Annotated in this window: 9 protein-coding genes; 2 read left to right on the top strand and 7 right to left on the bottom strand. The window is 34.4% G+C overall.

Annotation, left to right across the window (positions count from 1 at the left end):
- The first annotated feature begins 105 nt into the window (after positions 1 to 105).
- On the top strand, positions 106 to 1,797 hold the full coding sequence (locus FP435_RS03715) for an Rqc2 family fibronectin-binding protein (RefSeq protein ID WP_265484509.1): 1,692 nt from the start codon (positions 106 to 108) through the stop codon (positions 1,795 to 1,797).
- Positions 1,798 to 1,844: 47 nt separating this feature from the next.
- Here FP435_RS03715 and FP435_RS03710 read toward each other — a convergent pair whose 3' ends face one another.
- The 6 genes from FP435_RS03710 to FP435_RS03685 form a co-directional block, all read right to left on the bottom strand.
- Complete coding sequence (locus tag FP435_RS03710; RefSeq protein WP_265484508.1) at positions 1,845 to 5,018, bottom strand: carbamoyl phosphate synthase large subunit; 3,174 nt, start codon at positions 5,016 to 5,018, stop codon at positions 1,845 to 1,847.
- A gap of 3 nt (positions 5,019 to 5,021) precedes the next feature.
- Positions 5,022 to 6,077: a carbamoyl phosphate synthase small subunit gene (locus FP435_RS03705; RefSeq protein ID WP_265484507.1), complete on the bottom strand. Its 1,056-nt coding sequence runs from the start codon at positions 6,075 to 6,077 to the stop codon at positions 5,022 to 5,024.
- Positions 6,078 to 6,085: 8 nt separating this feature from the next.
- Positions 6,086 to 6,991 carry an RluA family pseudouridine synthase gene (locus tag FP435_RS03700; RefSeq protein WP_265484506.1) on the bottom strand — a complete coding sequence of 302 codons (906 nt, stop codon included), beginning with the start codon at positions 6,989 to 6,991 and terminating at the stop codon, positions 6,086 to 6,088.
- A gap of 107 nt (positions 6,992 to 7,098) precedes the next feature.
- A complete protein-coding gene (gene lspA / locus FP435_RS03695) occupies positions 7,099 to 7,575 on the bottom strand; it encodes a signal peptidase II (RefSeq protein ID WP_265484505.1) in 477 nt (158 codons plus the stop codon).
- Position 7,576: 1 nt separating this feature from the next.
- Positions 7,577 to 9,250 (bottom strand): formate--tetrahydrofolate ligase, encoded by a 1,674-nt coding sequence (locus FP435_RS03690; protein ID WP_265484504.1) that lies wholly within the window; start codon positions 9,248 to 9,250, stop codon positions 7,577 to 7,579.
- A 17-nt stretch (positions 9,251 to 9,267) separates the two neighbouring features.
- Positions 9,268 to 9,603 (bottom strand): hypothetical protein, encoded by a 336-nt coding sequence (locus FP435_RS03685; protein ID WP_265484503.1) that lies wholly within the window; start codon positions 9,601 to 9,603, stop codon positions 9,268 to 9,270.
- Positions 9,604 to 9,783: 180 nt separating this feature from the next.
- Here FP435_RS03685 and FP435_RS03680 point away from each other — a divergent pair, with 180 nt between their 5' ends.
- Positions 9,784 to 10,713: a DegV family protein gene (locus FP435_RS03680; RefSeq protein ID WP_265484502.1), complete on the top strand. Its 930-nt coding sequence runs from the start codon at positions 9,784 to 9,786 to the stop codon at positions 10,711 to 10,713.
- A 220-nt stretch (positions 10,714 to 10,933) separates the two neighbouring features.
- On the opposite strand, the gene FP435_RS03675 is transcribed toward FP435_RS03680, so the two are convergent.
- The gene (locus FP435_RS03675) at positions 10,934 to 14,560 is read right to left on the bottom strand and encodes a hypothetical protein (protein ID WP_265484501.1); all 3,627 of its coding nucleotides are present in this window, start codon (positions 14,558 to 14,560) and stop codon (positions 10,934 to 10,936) included.
- Positions 14,561 to 14,627 lie beyond the last annotated feature (67 nt).

Below are 14,627 nucleotides of genomic sequence, written 5' to 3'. Positions count from 1 at the left end.
TAGCATACTTGAATGCTAGTCTGGTATCAATAAGAAACTTAAGAAAATAGGGATTTTTTTAGATTAATAGTATAATAGTAAGGAAAGAAATTTTGAGGTGATTTGATGGCTTATGATGGCCTTTTTATTCATAGTTTATTAGCACAATTAGATACCGATCTTGTGGGAGGAAAGCTAACAAAGATTTATCAGCCCTTCCCTTACGACTTAGTACTAAACTTTAGAAAAGATCGTAAAAACAAAAAACTACTTATTTCTGCTAATGCACAAAATCCACGCTTTTATATTACAAATGAAAACATTGTCAATCCTGATGTTGCCCCAACTTTTGTCATGGTACTACGTAAATACCTGGTGGGATCAGTTTTAGAAAAAATTGAACAAGTTGGAGTTGAAAGAATTGTTAATTTTTATTTTTCCAATCGTAATGAGCTGGGAGATGAAATTAAATTAGTATTATCAATTGAACTGATGGGTAAACACAGTAATGTAATTTTGTATGATGCCCATACTAATAAAATTATTGATCTACTTAAACGAATCAATCCTGATGAAAATCGGGCACGGCTTCTCTTGCCTCACGCACCTTATGAACTTCCACCATTAAAGCCAGGAATTAATGGTTTTGAAGTTGATAAATCTAAGTTCAATGAATTAAAAAAAGAGTTTCCTACTCCTAGCGACTTCGCTCAAAATATTAACGGAGTCGATGGCGATGATCGGCGGGAGTTAGCAGGATATTTGGAAGACGACTTTTCTTATCCTTCATTTACTACCTTCTTTTCTCATTTTGATCATCCTAAAGCAACTATTTTACAAACTCCTAAACATAAGGACCGGCTGTTTTTATACTTACCTTACCATTTAGATTTACAAATGGTGCGTACTTATCCAGAAGTAAACAGTGGCATTGAAGATTTTTATAAAGAACAAGCCAATAAAGAATGGGTTCGCCAAAAATCAAAAAAGGTAGAAACTGTTGTTTCAAATGAGCAAAAGAAGCTCAGTAAAAAGCTAGTTAAACTTAAAAAGCAATTAAAGCAAGCAGAAAATTCTGAAGAGTATCGGATTAAGGGCGAATTATTAAACACCTATCTTCATCAAGTTAAGCCAGGAATGACGGAAATTTCCTTACCTAACTATTATGAAAATAATCAAGAATTAAAAATCAAACTGGATCCTGCTCTCTCTCCTGCACGCAATGCTCAAAAGTATTTTACCCGTTATCAAAAACTGCGTAATTCCATTAAGCATGTCAATGAACAAATTAAAATTACCAAAGAAAATTTAGCTTATTTTGATTCTATTCAAACAGCAATTGATAATGCTGATCCACAAGATATTGATGCAATTAGTGAGGAATTAATTAATCAGGGTTATTTGAAACGTCCTCAAAATCATCAACGCAAAAAGAAAATAAATGAAAAATCACTTAATACTTTTGAATTAAGTGATGGTAAAAAAGTGTTAGTCGGTAAAAACAATTACCAAAATGATTGGCTCACACTTAAAAAGGCTAATAAGAAGCATTACTGGTTCCACGTTAAAAATATGCCTGGCTCGCATGTGATTTTGGAAGATGAAAATCCAAGTCCGCAAGACATTCAAGAAGCTGCAGAAATTGCAGCCTACTACTCTAAAGGTAAAAATTCCGCTCATGTTCCAGTAGACTATGTTCAAGTTAAGAGAATTAAAAAGCCTAATGGTGCAAAGCCTGGTTTTGTCATTTATACAGGACAAAATTCAATTGAAGTTACTCCAGAAGAAGAAGTTGTAACAGGAAAAAGAATACAGTAAAAGCATCCCACTTACAAAGTAAGTATCTAGGGATGCTTTTTTCTTTATTATAATGGTTGCGTAGTCATCGCCATGGTTTCTAAAACCGTTAAAATATCTGCTGCAGACTGGAGACTAGATAAAACAGGGATATGAGTTTCTAAAGCTGTATCTTGAATAACAATTGCATCATGGCTAGCCGAATCAGAAAGGCTGGTCACATTAATTACCATATTAATACGATGCTGCGTGATTTTTTCCAAAATACCCTTATTTCCATCTTGTAATTTACTAATAATCCCAGTAGTAATTCCCTTTTCTGCTAAAGTTGTTGCTGTACCTTCAGTTGCTAATAAGGTAAACCCTAAGCGGTGGAATCTGGCAGCAATTTTAACAGCATCCTCTTTTTCACTATCTTTAACTGAAATAAAGACAGTCCCATAACTTGGAATAATCAAGTCACTGGCTTCGTATCCTTTGTACAAAGCGGTTGGCAATCTGACAGCTTGCCCCATTACACTTCCTGAAGTTTTCATAAGTGAATCAAAAGTATTTTCGCCATGGTATTGTAAGGATGAAAATACTGGCATTTTTACATGAATTAATGATGAAGATGGCCAAACATCATTTGTTAAATTTAATTCTGGTAAATCAGCTCCCAGTAAAACTTGCGTGGCAATTTTAACGATATTTTGATGGATAGATTTTGTTAAAAAAGAAATATTATGCCCCGCATATGTCTTAATTTGTAAAACATAGATTTGATTATTAGCAATTAAAAAGTGCAGATTAACTGGCCCCCGCAATTTAAACTGCTTAATGATATTTACTGTGCTATCACGTAGTAACCGTTGCTGGGTTGAACTTAAGTTTTGAGGACGGTAAATTGCAATTGAATCTGAAGCATGTGAGCCACTTTGCTCAAAGTGTTCAATAATTCCTGGAATTGTAACATTTTCTCCATCTGAGATAGCTGTTACTTCATATTTTTTACCTTCAATAAATTTAGAAATAATTATTTCTTGTAACTCATTTTCAGTAATATATTTATTTAAAGCCGGAATATCAAAAACAACAGCTGATTTAGGCTTTTTTTGATTGTTGCTTAACCCACCGATTAAAAGTGGGAAGCCATGTTTTATAACAAATTCTTCTACTTCCTCTGGTTGCTTAGTAGTTAAAGCTGGCACTGGACTTACATTTGCATTTTCAATTACTTTTGTTTTATCCAGCTTAAGAGTATGTTCAATATTTGGTTGGCCAATAATTTTAAGGCCATTTTTAAGCAGCGGGATTCGATAGCGATTTGCCTGTTTCCCAGAGAATTGCGTTAAGACATACTCGATGTTCTCTTTTTGTGCAACTGCGAGAATATTTTCTAAAGTAATCGGCTCAAAATAAACTCGGTCACATACATCATAAGAAGCACTAATACTTTCGGGATTATTACTAATAATTACTGGACTTATCCCCTGCTCTTTTAATGTTTTAGCTGCGTGATAAAGCATGTAGTCAAATTCACCAGTCAGTGAAACTTGAAATGGCTTAAGTCCAAGGATTAAACATTTCTTTGCAGCTGCTAATGGTTTAATTTCATCCTGAACCCCATAAGCAGAAAATGTTGCCCTGATTTCTGGTTCTTCCAAACCAGCAGTTCCATCTACTCGAATATATGAAGGATAAATTTGCCATTGCTGAGCTAAGTCGATAATTTCATCATAAGGTTTGTTAGTTAGGTAGGCAATTAAGCGATTAGAGAAGCCGTATTTTTTAACTTTAAGCAAAAGGTTTGAAGAAAGTGGTTCTTCCTTTAGTTTTTTGGTTAAAGCAATTAAGTGATTAAATTTTTGTAAGAAGACTGGATGAATATGAGTAGCTTTTCGTAAATCCTTGTACGGGATTTCTTTAAAAATAGCAGCGACTAAGATTAGAAGGTGATTTTCCCAAGGATCAGCTAGGTCTTGCAAAATCTCTTCTTTGCTTTTTCTAAGTTCTGTTCTAACTGTCTGTAAATTATTAGTAAAGCTGGTGGTTGATTGAAATGCCTTCATAAAGGCAGCTTCAAAGTTCATCCCTTTCCCTAAAGCTGCTCCTCCAGATGTGGTTTTATTTCCTAAAGTATAGTGGTTTGTACCTGACTCTACAAAGGACCAGTAAGGCAAGCGGACATTGAAAGAATCTTTACGCGGTTCAATAGCTGCATTAAGACCAGATTGGGGATCAATTATTTCATTTAAATGATAGCCCAAAGCTATTTTCGCAACTACATAACCTACACTATATACCCCACTGCGATAGGCGAGCAAACTAGTATGTGTAAGACGCGGTTTAACACTCAAAACCTTAAATTTGAATTCATCATTACTTTGTTTAACCGCAAAATGGATTGACAAAGCACCATGGAAATTTAAAGCATCCGCAATTTTTTTACTGTAGCGCCGTAACTGTTGCATTTGATTATTATTACGAGTAATAACCGGAGTTACTAAAAGCGAATCTAATGAATCAATTCCAACAGGTTCAAGACTGCCTGAATTATTAATAAAACAGAAATTACCGATTGGGTCGCGGATAACATCTAGAATTAATTCTTCAAAGTTAGAAAGATCTTCAGTAAGACGATAATTTTTGTAATTGAAATGATCTTGATCTACTTCTTTTTCATGATCAAAATATAATTTTAGTTCTTCATAATTTTTAAAAGAACGATGAATATCTGGCCGGTAACGTTGCTTTTTAACTAAAAGAAGTGGATAAGTTACTCTACTTAACTCATTTAAAATAGTCGCTTCATCTTCGATTAACCATTGACGCGTTGTTGGAATCTGATGACGATCCAAAAATTCATGAAATTTTCTTGAATCTTGTAAATCTAGACTCAAATCATTAATTCCTAATAAACTAATGTCCATGTCGGATAAAATACCATCTTTTTCCAATGCCTTAAGCAAGCGTAATGCTGGTTTGCCTCCAGCTGCTGCAAATATTGCATCTGGTTTTTCCATCCGCAAAATCCTTTTAGTAAAATCCAGTGTCATGGGTTCCAAAAAGACTTTTAAGTTCTTCTTCCAATCAGTTTCAACAGTAGCTGGATTAGGATTTAACAAAACAACCTGAATATTTTCTTCTAAAAATGATTCTAAGACTTGCTCTCCCAAAATATCCATTTCTGAAACTTCGCCAATTATTGTTGGTCCAGCTCCAATAATCATTATCTTATTAAATTCATTATGTAGTGGCATAATTTACTCCATCATTCTTACAAATTGATCATAGATACTATCAGCATCAAAATTACCAGGTGAACCTTCTGGATTAAAGGCAGTCGCAATACACTTTTCCTTTTCTAAAACGTATCCAGCAAGTAAATCAGATTTTAAATCATAGTATACTCTAGAAAAGTTTAAAGTGATATTTTCTGGAAAAACTAATTGTCCCAGATTCATTGCAGTTTGCCAAATTCGATGATTCTGTTGATCAATTACTGGAAAGTTACTTCCATTATACGGTGGCTGCAATTCAAAAGTTTCTAAATTTAAATAGTCACTAATTGCTAAGAATCCCAACCCAATTCCTAAAATTGGCAATTTACCGTAAAACTGGTCAAAGATGGGCGCTAAATCCTTTTTCAATTCTTCTGGATTACTTGGTCCATTAGAAAAAATAATTCCATCAGCTCGAATATTAATTATGTCATAGATTGAGGCATTGTACGGCAACACAACACTATTAATCTTTCTTAAAGATAATTCACGTAATAAAGAGTGCTTTAATCCTAAGTCAATTACTGCAACAGTTTTACCAATATTAGGTGCGGCGTAAGGATTAGAAGTAGAAATTTGGGCGGTTTTATTTTTAGGTAACACCAAGGCCCGAATTTGATCAAAAGCATGTTCATCATCTGTATCCATAATTGAGGCCTTAATTGTCCGCTGTTGTTTTAATTTTTGGACTAAAGCTCGCGTATCTACCCCATAAATTCCGGGGATATTTTTTTCTTTAAGAAAATCATCTAAATCTTGAAAAGTATTACTATCAGAAATGTGAAAAGCGATGTCGTTAGCGATGATTCCTTTAACTGAAGGGTTGATAGATTCATAATCAATTGGATTAATACCGCTTGCTCCAATTAATGGTGTAGTAAAAGTAAGAATTTTTCCAAAATTTGCTGGGTCAGAGATTGCTTCTTGATAGCCAAAATTTGCTGTCTGAATTGCTAATTCTCCAGTTGAAGTAATTCCTGCTCCAAAGTCATGGCCACTAAAGGAAGTGCCATCTTCTAAAACTAAGTATCTTTTCATTTAACTTTTTATCCTCGACGTAAATTCTCCAACTGCTTTTGAAAAATTTCTGGTACATCTACGCTAAATTCCAGCCATTTATCAGATGTAGGTTGATAAAAGCCTAAAGTTTTCGCATGTAAAAACTGGCCGTTACCTTTAAGCGTTTTTTTAGGACCATAGACTGGATCTCCAGCTAAGGGATGCCCAATATATTTCATGTGTACCCTAATTTGATGAGTACGTCCAGTTTCTAAAATACACTTTACGAGCGCATAATCTTTGAATTGTTCTAAAACTTCAAAGTGAGTTACTGCATTTTTACCGTTAGGATTAATTGCCATCTGTTTTCGGTTATTTGGATTTCGTCCAATCGGGGCATCAATTTTGCCACTTTTTGTTTTAAAATTACCATGCACTAGAGCAAGATATTCTCTCTTATTTGTTTTAGAAGCAAGTTGTTTTTCTAAACTTTGCCTTGCATGATCGTTTTTAGCAACCATTAATAGCCCTGATGTATCTTTGTCAATTCGGTGAACAATTCCTGGCCGAAAGCCTTCTTCACTATCTGCCAAATCTTTTGTGTGATACAAAAGCCCATTAACTAAAGTATGATTAGGATGGCCCGCAGCTGGGTGAACAACCATTCCTTGAGGCTTGTTTACTACAATTACGTCATCATCTTCGTAGATGATATCTAAGTGTAAATCTTCTGGTTCTAAATTTAATGGTTCTTTTTGGGGAATCACTACTTCAATTTGATCCCCACTTTTAACCTTATAGGAAGCTTTTTCTTTTTTAGAATTTACTAATATATTGTTATTATCAATAAGTTCTTGAACTTGGGTTCTGCTTAATTTTTCAATTTCTTTGGATAAAACTTTATCTAACCGACCTGATTGATCGGTAATCGTTAAGTTGTGCTTTTCTTCCATTTCTTTAATCCTTATAATTTTAACCTGTTTATTCCTGTATAAGTTTAGCACATTCTTAGAAAAAATCGTAATAAGAAAAGTACAAGATTGCTCTTGTACTTTAAGAATTATTTTGTTTTCTTTTTGTCTTCTAAAAAAATTAAATAGATAAAAACTAACAACAAACCAACACTAATTGCCATGTCAGCAATATTAAAAATATTGAAATTGATGAAATCTAGCTGAAACATATCTACTACATAATGCATTTGTAGCCGATCCATGAAGTTTCCAATTACCCCACCAAAAATAAGTGCTAATCCAATGTCAAAAGTAATATTTTGATACTTTAAATTGAAAAGGTAATAAATTACTACTATGCTAGCAATTAAAGTGATAATATAGAAAATCCACATTTTACCTGCTAGCAGATTCCAAGCAGCGCCGTTATTTTGTAAATAATTAAAAGAAAATACGCCAGGAAGGACTTCTCTTGTTTCACCAACTCGAAAATTTGTTTTAATATAGTACTTTAAACTTTGATCAGCAAAAATTACTGCAAAGGAAATTAATAAATACCAAGCTTGTTTAAGTTGTTTACCCATTTTAGAATAATCCTGAAATTTTACCGTTGTTATCTACGTCGATATCTAAAGCTGCTGGATGTTTAGGAAGACCTGGCATATCAAGAATTGATCCAGTTGCTACTACAATAAAGCCAGCTCCATTTTTAAGAGCTAAATCCTTCACATGAAGAGTAAAGTTTTCAGGAGCACCTAATTGTTTCTTATCATCAGTAAAGGAAGCTTGAGTTTTAGCAATGATTACTGGAAGATGGTCCTTGTTCATCTTTTTAATTTCTTTTAATTGGTCTTCAGCTTTATCGCTGTATTCGATATTACTTGCACCATAAATATTTTTGGCAATTTTTTCAATTTTGGTCTTAATATCATCATCTTCACGATAAATAGAAGCAAAGTTGCCACCCTTTTCAGTTAGTTCTACTAACTTTTCAGCTGCTTTAACTCCACCCTTTGAGCCTTCATCATGGTAAGAAACTACTTCACAAGTAAATCCTTCTTGTTCAACTAGTTCCTTGAGGCGGTTTAACTCTGCATCTGTATCAGTAGCAAACTTATTAATTACTACCATAACAGGCATGCCGTACTTAGCCATGTTAGTCATATGACGTTTCAAGTTTGCAAAACCTTTTTCTAAAGCTTCAAGATTTTCTTCATCTAAGTGATCAGTAGTCTTTTCAGCTTGGTATTTAAGTGCACGAACAGTAGCTACTACAGCAACAGCATCTGGACGTTTTTCCAAGTGTGTTGAAACAAAGTCCATGAATTTTTGTCCACCTAAATCAGCTCCAAAGCCAGCTTCAGTTAAGACATAGTCACTCAAATGAAGAGCTAAATTAGTTGCAATAATTGAATTGGCTCCATGAGCGATATTAGCAAATGGTCCACCGTGGACTAAAGCAGGAGTATGTTCTAATGTTTGAACAAGGTTTGGCTTTAAAGCATTTGAGAGCAAGGCAGCAATTGCTCCTTCAAAACCTAAATCTTTAACAAAAATTGGTTCGTCTTTAGTTGAGAAACCTACTAACATATTACCGATACGACTCTTTAAGTCATCGATATCTTGGGCTAAGCAAAGAATAGCCATTAATTCATTAGCTACAGTAATTGCAAATGAACTTTCGTGTTCAATACCATTAAAACGAGAACCTTCTCCGACGGTAACTTTTCTTAGAGTACGGTCGTTCACGTCAATTCCACGCTTTAATAAAATACGGTTTGGATCTAAATCTAAACTATTATCTTGGTAAATATAGTTATCTACTAAAGCAGCTAAAGTATCAATCGCACTAGTTAAGGCGTGCATATCCCCAGTAAAGTGGAGGTTAATGTCTTCCATAGGAATAATTTGCGCATATCCTCCACCTGTAGCACCACCCTTTAATCCAAATACTGGACCCATTGAAGGTTCACGTAATGCAATTAAGGTATCTTTATGAAGTTGATTTTTAATTGCATCCCCTAAACCAATGGTAATAGTTGATTTACCTTCGCCAGCAGGTGTTGGTGAAATAGAAGTTACTAAAATTAATTTTCCTAACTTATCATTTTTTTGAACGCGATTAATTGCTTCCCATTTAATCTTTGCTTTATCAGCACCATAAGGTTCAATATCAGCAGCTGATAAATTTATTTTTTCTGCAATTTCAGCAATTGGGTTAGCAGTAGTTTTTTGTGCAATTTTAATATCTGATTCCATGTAGATTCTTCTTTCTTTTATTTGCTAATTGACAATACCAAGTATGAATGAGATTTACCTTTTAATTCGTAGATTTTAAAAAATTTCCATTTCATTCGCAATTTAGGTGAATTAATTGTCATGGCAGCTGCGTAAGGAAGTTTTAAAATATAATTTGTTTGATCTTCTTTATAATAAGAGGTTAGCCAAGTATAAATTACCAATAAAACAAAAATTATACTTAAACTTAAACATGGGATACTTACCCCCTTATTTGCTTCATAGCCGAAAATTACAGCTACAAAAATTAGGGAAAGCAACCAGGAATAGTAAGTAACCCCTTCTACTCCTAAAAAGATAAAATGTTTTTTCATTAGAATTTAGGTCCCACCTTAATTAAGCTATCTTTTTTATTATAACAGATTTAGTATTTTTGGTTAATATATAGCAAATACTAAATTTAAACGCTTTTTAACCTTTTATTTAATTAAAATTTAGTTTAAACTATTAAAAAAATGCTTAATTTAATTAAATAATAAGGGAAGGAAATTAAAATGAAAATTGGTGTCTTAACAGATAGTTCTGCGTATTTAACTCCTCAGCAATGTGCTGATAACGGAATTAAGGTTATTCCAATACCAATCATTTGGAATAAACAAGTTTACCACGATATGGTAAATATTGGTTTTCATGAATTTTACGAAAAACTAGCAACAGCCTCCACTTTACCTTCTACTTCTCAGCCTTCTATTGGAGATATTCAAAAGTATGTTGATTCTTATGTAGAAGCTGGCTATACTGATTTGATTATCGTTACTATTTCAAGTGGACTTTCCGGTTTTTATGAGAATGTCTTATCAATTGCCAAGACTGAAAAAAGAATCAATATTCATCCCTTTGATTCAAAAATAACCTGTGCTGGGCAAGCAAATGCTGCTTTATTAGCTGGAAAACTTGTTAAAAAAGGTGCAGACATTGATTTAATCATGCATGACCTCGAAGACTTACGCAATACAACTGATGTTCGTTTTGTAGTAGATAACTTGCAACACTTAAAGCGGACTGGTCGCCTATCAAACGCTGCTAGTTTCGTAGGTTCCTTATTGAGAATAACCCCAATTCTTTCAATGGATGTTCAAGACAAAGGAAAAATTTCTGCAATTTCTAAAGAAAGAAAATATCAACGTGCTTATAACAGAATTCAGCAAGATTTTACTAAATTAATTACTGATCTTCCCTATCCAGTTCAACTAACAATTTTTCACGCAGATGATATTGAAAGAGAGACCGCTTGGCTTGAAGATTACGAAGAAAAGTTTCCACAAGTCGAAATTAACTCAAGTATCATTGGCCCAGTAGTAGGAACCCACGTGGGACAACATACCATTGCAATGATTTGGAGTCGTAATATTAACTCTTACTTTGACCAAGATGGTCAACCACTACCTGCTAGTGAAATTCACTCACCAATTGTTGAAGACTAAAATATCTAGAAAATTTATAAATTTAAAATCACCGATACATCCAGGTTTATATTAGCTTAAGCCAAGATTATTGGTGATTTTATTTTGCTCTAAATAGAGGACAATCTACATGACTAATTCGAAATTATTTTAAGATTCATAAAGCCATTAAACTTAACACAATTAAGTAGCCAAGTTAAAAAGCTATAATTGGTCTAAAAATTTCTTTACTTTTATTCCCTCAGTAAGCTGAAGTTGGTTCAAATTTAACTACTAGCCTTTGTTTAGTAGCATTACCGTTGTATGAAGCATTAAAGTCAGTGTCGGAACTAGCGCTTGACCAGCCACTAGGAAGTTTTACGCTACCTTTTTCTAAAGTAGTATTTTCAGGAAGTGGGTCGCTAATCTTCAAGTTGCGTAAATCACGATCAGTACCGAGTTGGGCATCAATGCGGTAGCCAATTTCGTAGTCATGATTTGGATTAAGTGGTGGATTACTATCACCTTTAGTGTTACCCGGATCAACATCTTTGCCAGTAGTTAAGTCTTTGATGCTAGTAATTGACTTACTTACAGCAGATGGAATTTGATCCTCTTCAACAGGTTTACCTTCCCAAGTTGCATCATCAGAAACTACATTATTATCTGGATCATTTTCAACACTAGTTTCAACATAAGCTTTGTCACTGGCACCGTCCCAACCAGCTTTGTAGCTGTACGAGTGGTGAATAGTACCAGGAACTGCTAAGACAAAGTTATTTTCTTCCTCATCAGGAAGTTTATCTAAATACCCCTTATTAGCATCTGCAATGACAGATTTACTTGAAGTTTGAATGTGGAAGTTACTTGTTACATCTTTACCGTTTCTAAAGACGCGGATTCCAGTATAAGTACCATCTGGAACATGACCATCATTTTCACTAGTCCAAGTCTTAGAAGCATCTAAAATTTCACTACTTTCAACTTTATCTTTTAAACGTACTTGAGTTAAAGGTTTACCTTGCTGCGTATTAGAAGCTAAGTTACTTACTACTTCCCAGACCTTGTCTTGGTCGTTGACAACATTTCCACTATCTTCATAAGAGCTGTTGACATTTTTAGTTAGTCCACCTGTTGGAACCATAAGGTAATTCTTAACTTTGTTAGTTTCGCGTTTCTTAATTAAATCAGATTCACCAGCAATGGACTTAATTTGTGTTGTCCAAGTATCACTTACAGTGGTGCGACTATATGGATTGCTACCACTAAGGTATTCGCTGTGATTTTGGCTAATCTTCTTTTTAGCTGCTGAATTAGGAGCTTTTTGCCATTCACTGTACCAGTAGTCATAGGTAGCTTCCCATTCTTGGTAATCGGTACTTTCAGTTTCTTCACGTGTCTTATGTAACCAGTGTCCATCAATGTTAGCCTCGTTTTGAATGGTGTGTGCTTCATCACGTTTACCATTATCTTCGTAATGTAAGTTAAGTGGCTTCAAGTACTTATTAGCATTTTCACCAACTTCATTAGGCCTAATTTGAACACGATATTGCACCCAGATTGTACCACCATTCTTAGAAAGCTCCTTAAGCATAGTTTTATCTTTATCTTTGTCTTTACCGCTGTCTTTATTAATCTTGATACTTAACTTGTTACCATTGATAGTTGCACCGTGTGTTGCAGAGTTACTTTCAAAATCTTTTGGATCTAAGCTAACTTGCACATGATCAACCGCAGCATCACCACTACTATCGAGTTTAGTTCTAAACTTATCGTCGAGCGTGTCGTGAATGGTAAAGTCAGTGTATTTATCATCTACCAGCTTTTGACCGTCGCTACTGGTTAACTTGTGGCCGTCTTTTTTCTCTACTTGCGTAAAGTTATTGAGCTTGAAACGTAACCGGTAATATAAGTATTGGTTTGGATAAACAGTCCCATCGTCCATGTCTGCTGCACCGGTATCTTTAACTTTAGTTGGATCCTTTGAATCGGCTGCATAAACATACTTGTGCGCACTTAAATCGTTTTTCGAGTCGCCTTTAGTGGTTGTATTAGTGTGGTTGTAAGTAACTTTTAATTTGGTGGTTTTAGTTGTCTTACTTTCATTTAAAGTAGCCGTATTATTAACAATTGTAGAACCGTTGTAGATACTACCTTCGGTAGGTTGTTGGTCGGGCTTAGGCTTAACTTCAATAACCAAATGATAGTTCTTATGCCAAGCATCAGAAGTGGCCTCAGCAGCTTTATCTGTCATCTTAGCTTCAACTAAGGTGTAACCTTTTTTCTTGTTAATGGCTGGAGTACCTTTATCGCCACTAACCATTTTAAAAGCGTTACTTGTTTTAAGTTTCTTACCGTACTTATCGCCCCAGTCACTTTCATACACTTTAGCACTAACTACTTCTAAGCTAGGATCAATATAGTCTTTCAAAACAAGTTGCTGTTTAGCATGCTTAGCCTTAACATGGCTAATCAAAGGATCATCTTTATCCTTTAAAGCTGCTGCAATAGGAAGTGCATTGTAGTTGTCTTTGGTGTTACCAGATTTAACCAAAGCACTTGAGGGTGCCTTTAAGCTAGTATGAATGTCAAAATAGGCAGTGCCTGTATCATTGATTGTTTCTTTAGTTGAGTGCTTAGTAAAGTTATTTTTGGTTTTAGAAACCCACTTGTCAATTGGTACTTCGTATGAAGAAGTCCCACCTTTGTCAAAATCAAAACCAAAGTAGTCTGCTTGCGATGCATCTTCATAGTTACTTTTACTATCAATGTTGTTAGCGTCGTGTGCAAATTTACCAGTAAGCACTTTAAATGAAGCAGAAGGACGTGCGTACTTATGCGACTGTGACAGGTAAGTTTGATTATTGTATCCGTGAACAAATGTTACATTATATTCATTTGTTGGGTTCTTGGGAATATAAGAGAATCTACCATCTGGATCATCTGGCAAAACAGTACCTTGACGCGCATTATTCTTTTTCTTATCACGTATTATTTTTCCATTATCACCAAAGACACGTGCTACACCATTTTGAATACCAGCATTTATTCCATAAGTAGTGTTAACACCAGCATTCAATTTAGTAGATTTATTAACAATGATATAACTTGGTGTGTTAAAAAGAATCCCTTGTTGATAATCTATATCAGTTTGGGATAATTCACTTTTAATCTTCTTAAAAGGTTTTCCTTTATTTTTCCCAGTTGCATAAGTCAGAATTAAAGAAAAATTACCTTCACCATCATAAGGCTCTTTGACAGCTAAATGCTCAGTATCAAAGTGAATATTTGGATTACCCATTTTACCTTTATTATCATAGTGATAGTCACCATTCCAAACAATACGGGCATTTAATTTAACTTTAGCACCTTGCGTCTGCTCTTTACCCTTCTCATTAGGATAATAAGTCAAAGCATTTTTATAATACATTCCAAGTTTACCTGAAACGCCACCCCCATTTTCGGGATCATTTTTAGGTAAGTGATAAACGTACCACTCGTGTTTTTTACCTTTTTTAATTCTTTTTGGGTCAGCTTCGTTGGATATATGCCATTGCTTTTTGGTGCCTCCAAAAGGTTGACCACTAAGACCTTTATTTTCTACTAAGAAACCGGTAGTGTCATGACTATTCACATAGTTCGCCATGTCATTACCATTTTTACTACCTTGTTCAATACCAATATATGGTGAGATAGCTTTTGTTTTTCCATTAACCTTAGTGTTAGCTACACCATACTTACTTTTGATGTTTCTTTGCGGTATGCCATATACACTTGGATCTTTATCCCACCTAGCATGGACAATGCCAGTTTGAGATGTAAAAGGAATTAAAGTTGTTAGTGCAACAGCACTTAACATGAATTTTTGAAAACGTTTTCGATTTTTCACATAATTACAACCTTTCTATTTGAGATTGTAATTAGTATAAATAATTTCTAAGAGAAACTATAAAAAG

The organism is Lactobacillus sp. PV037 (genome assembly GCF_014522345.1).
Taxonomy (GTDB): domain Bacteria; phylum Bacillota; class Bacilli; order Lactobacillales; family Lactobacillaceae; genus Lactobacillus.
This window is presented reverse-complemented; position numbering and strand designations above follow the sequence as displayed.

What these genes read in the sequence shown, in the direction of transcription:
- FP435_RS03715 (WP_265484509.1), top strand. Translation starts at nt 106, where the DNA reads ATGGCTTATGATGGCCTTTTTATTCATAGTTTATTAGCACAATTAGAT.
- FP435_RS03710 (WP_265484508.1), bottom strand. Translation starts at nt 5,018, where the DNA reads ATGCCACTACATAATGAATTTAATAAGATAATGATTATTGGAGCTGGA.
- FP435_RS03705 (WP_265484507.1), bottom strand. Translation starts at nt 6,077, where the DNA reads ATGAAAAGATACTTAGTTTTAGAAGATGGCACTTCCTTTAGTGGCCAT.
- FP435_RS03700 (WP_265484506.1), bottom strand. Translation starts at nt 6,991, where the DNA reads ATGGAAGAAAAGCACAACTTAACGATTACCGATCAATCAGGTCGGTTA.
- lspA (WP_265484505.1), bottom strand. Translation starts at nt 7,575, where the DNA reads ATGGGTAAACAACTTAAACAAGCTTGGTATTTATTAATTTCCTTTGCA.
- FP435_RS03690 (WP_265484504.1), bottom strand. Translation starts at nt 9,250, where the DNA reads ATGGAATCAGATATTAAAATTGCACAAAAAACTACTGCTAACCCAATT.
- FP435_RS03685 (WP_265484503.1), bottom strand. Translation starts at nt 9,603, where the DNA reads ATGAAAAAACATTTTATCTTTTTAGGAGTAGAAGGGGTTACTTACTAT.
- FP435_RS03680 (WP_265484502.1), top strand. Translation starts at nt 9,784, where the DNA reads ATGAAAATTGGTGTCTTAACAGATAGTTCTGCGTATTTAACTCCTCAG.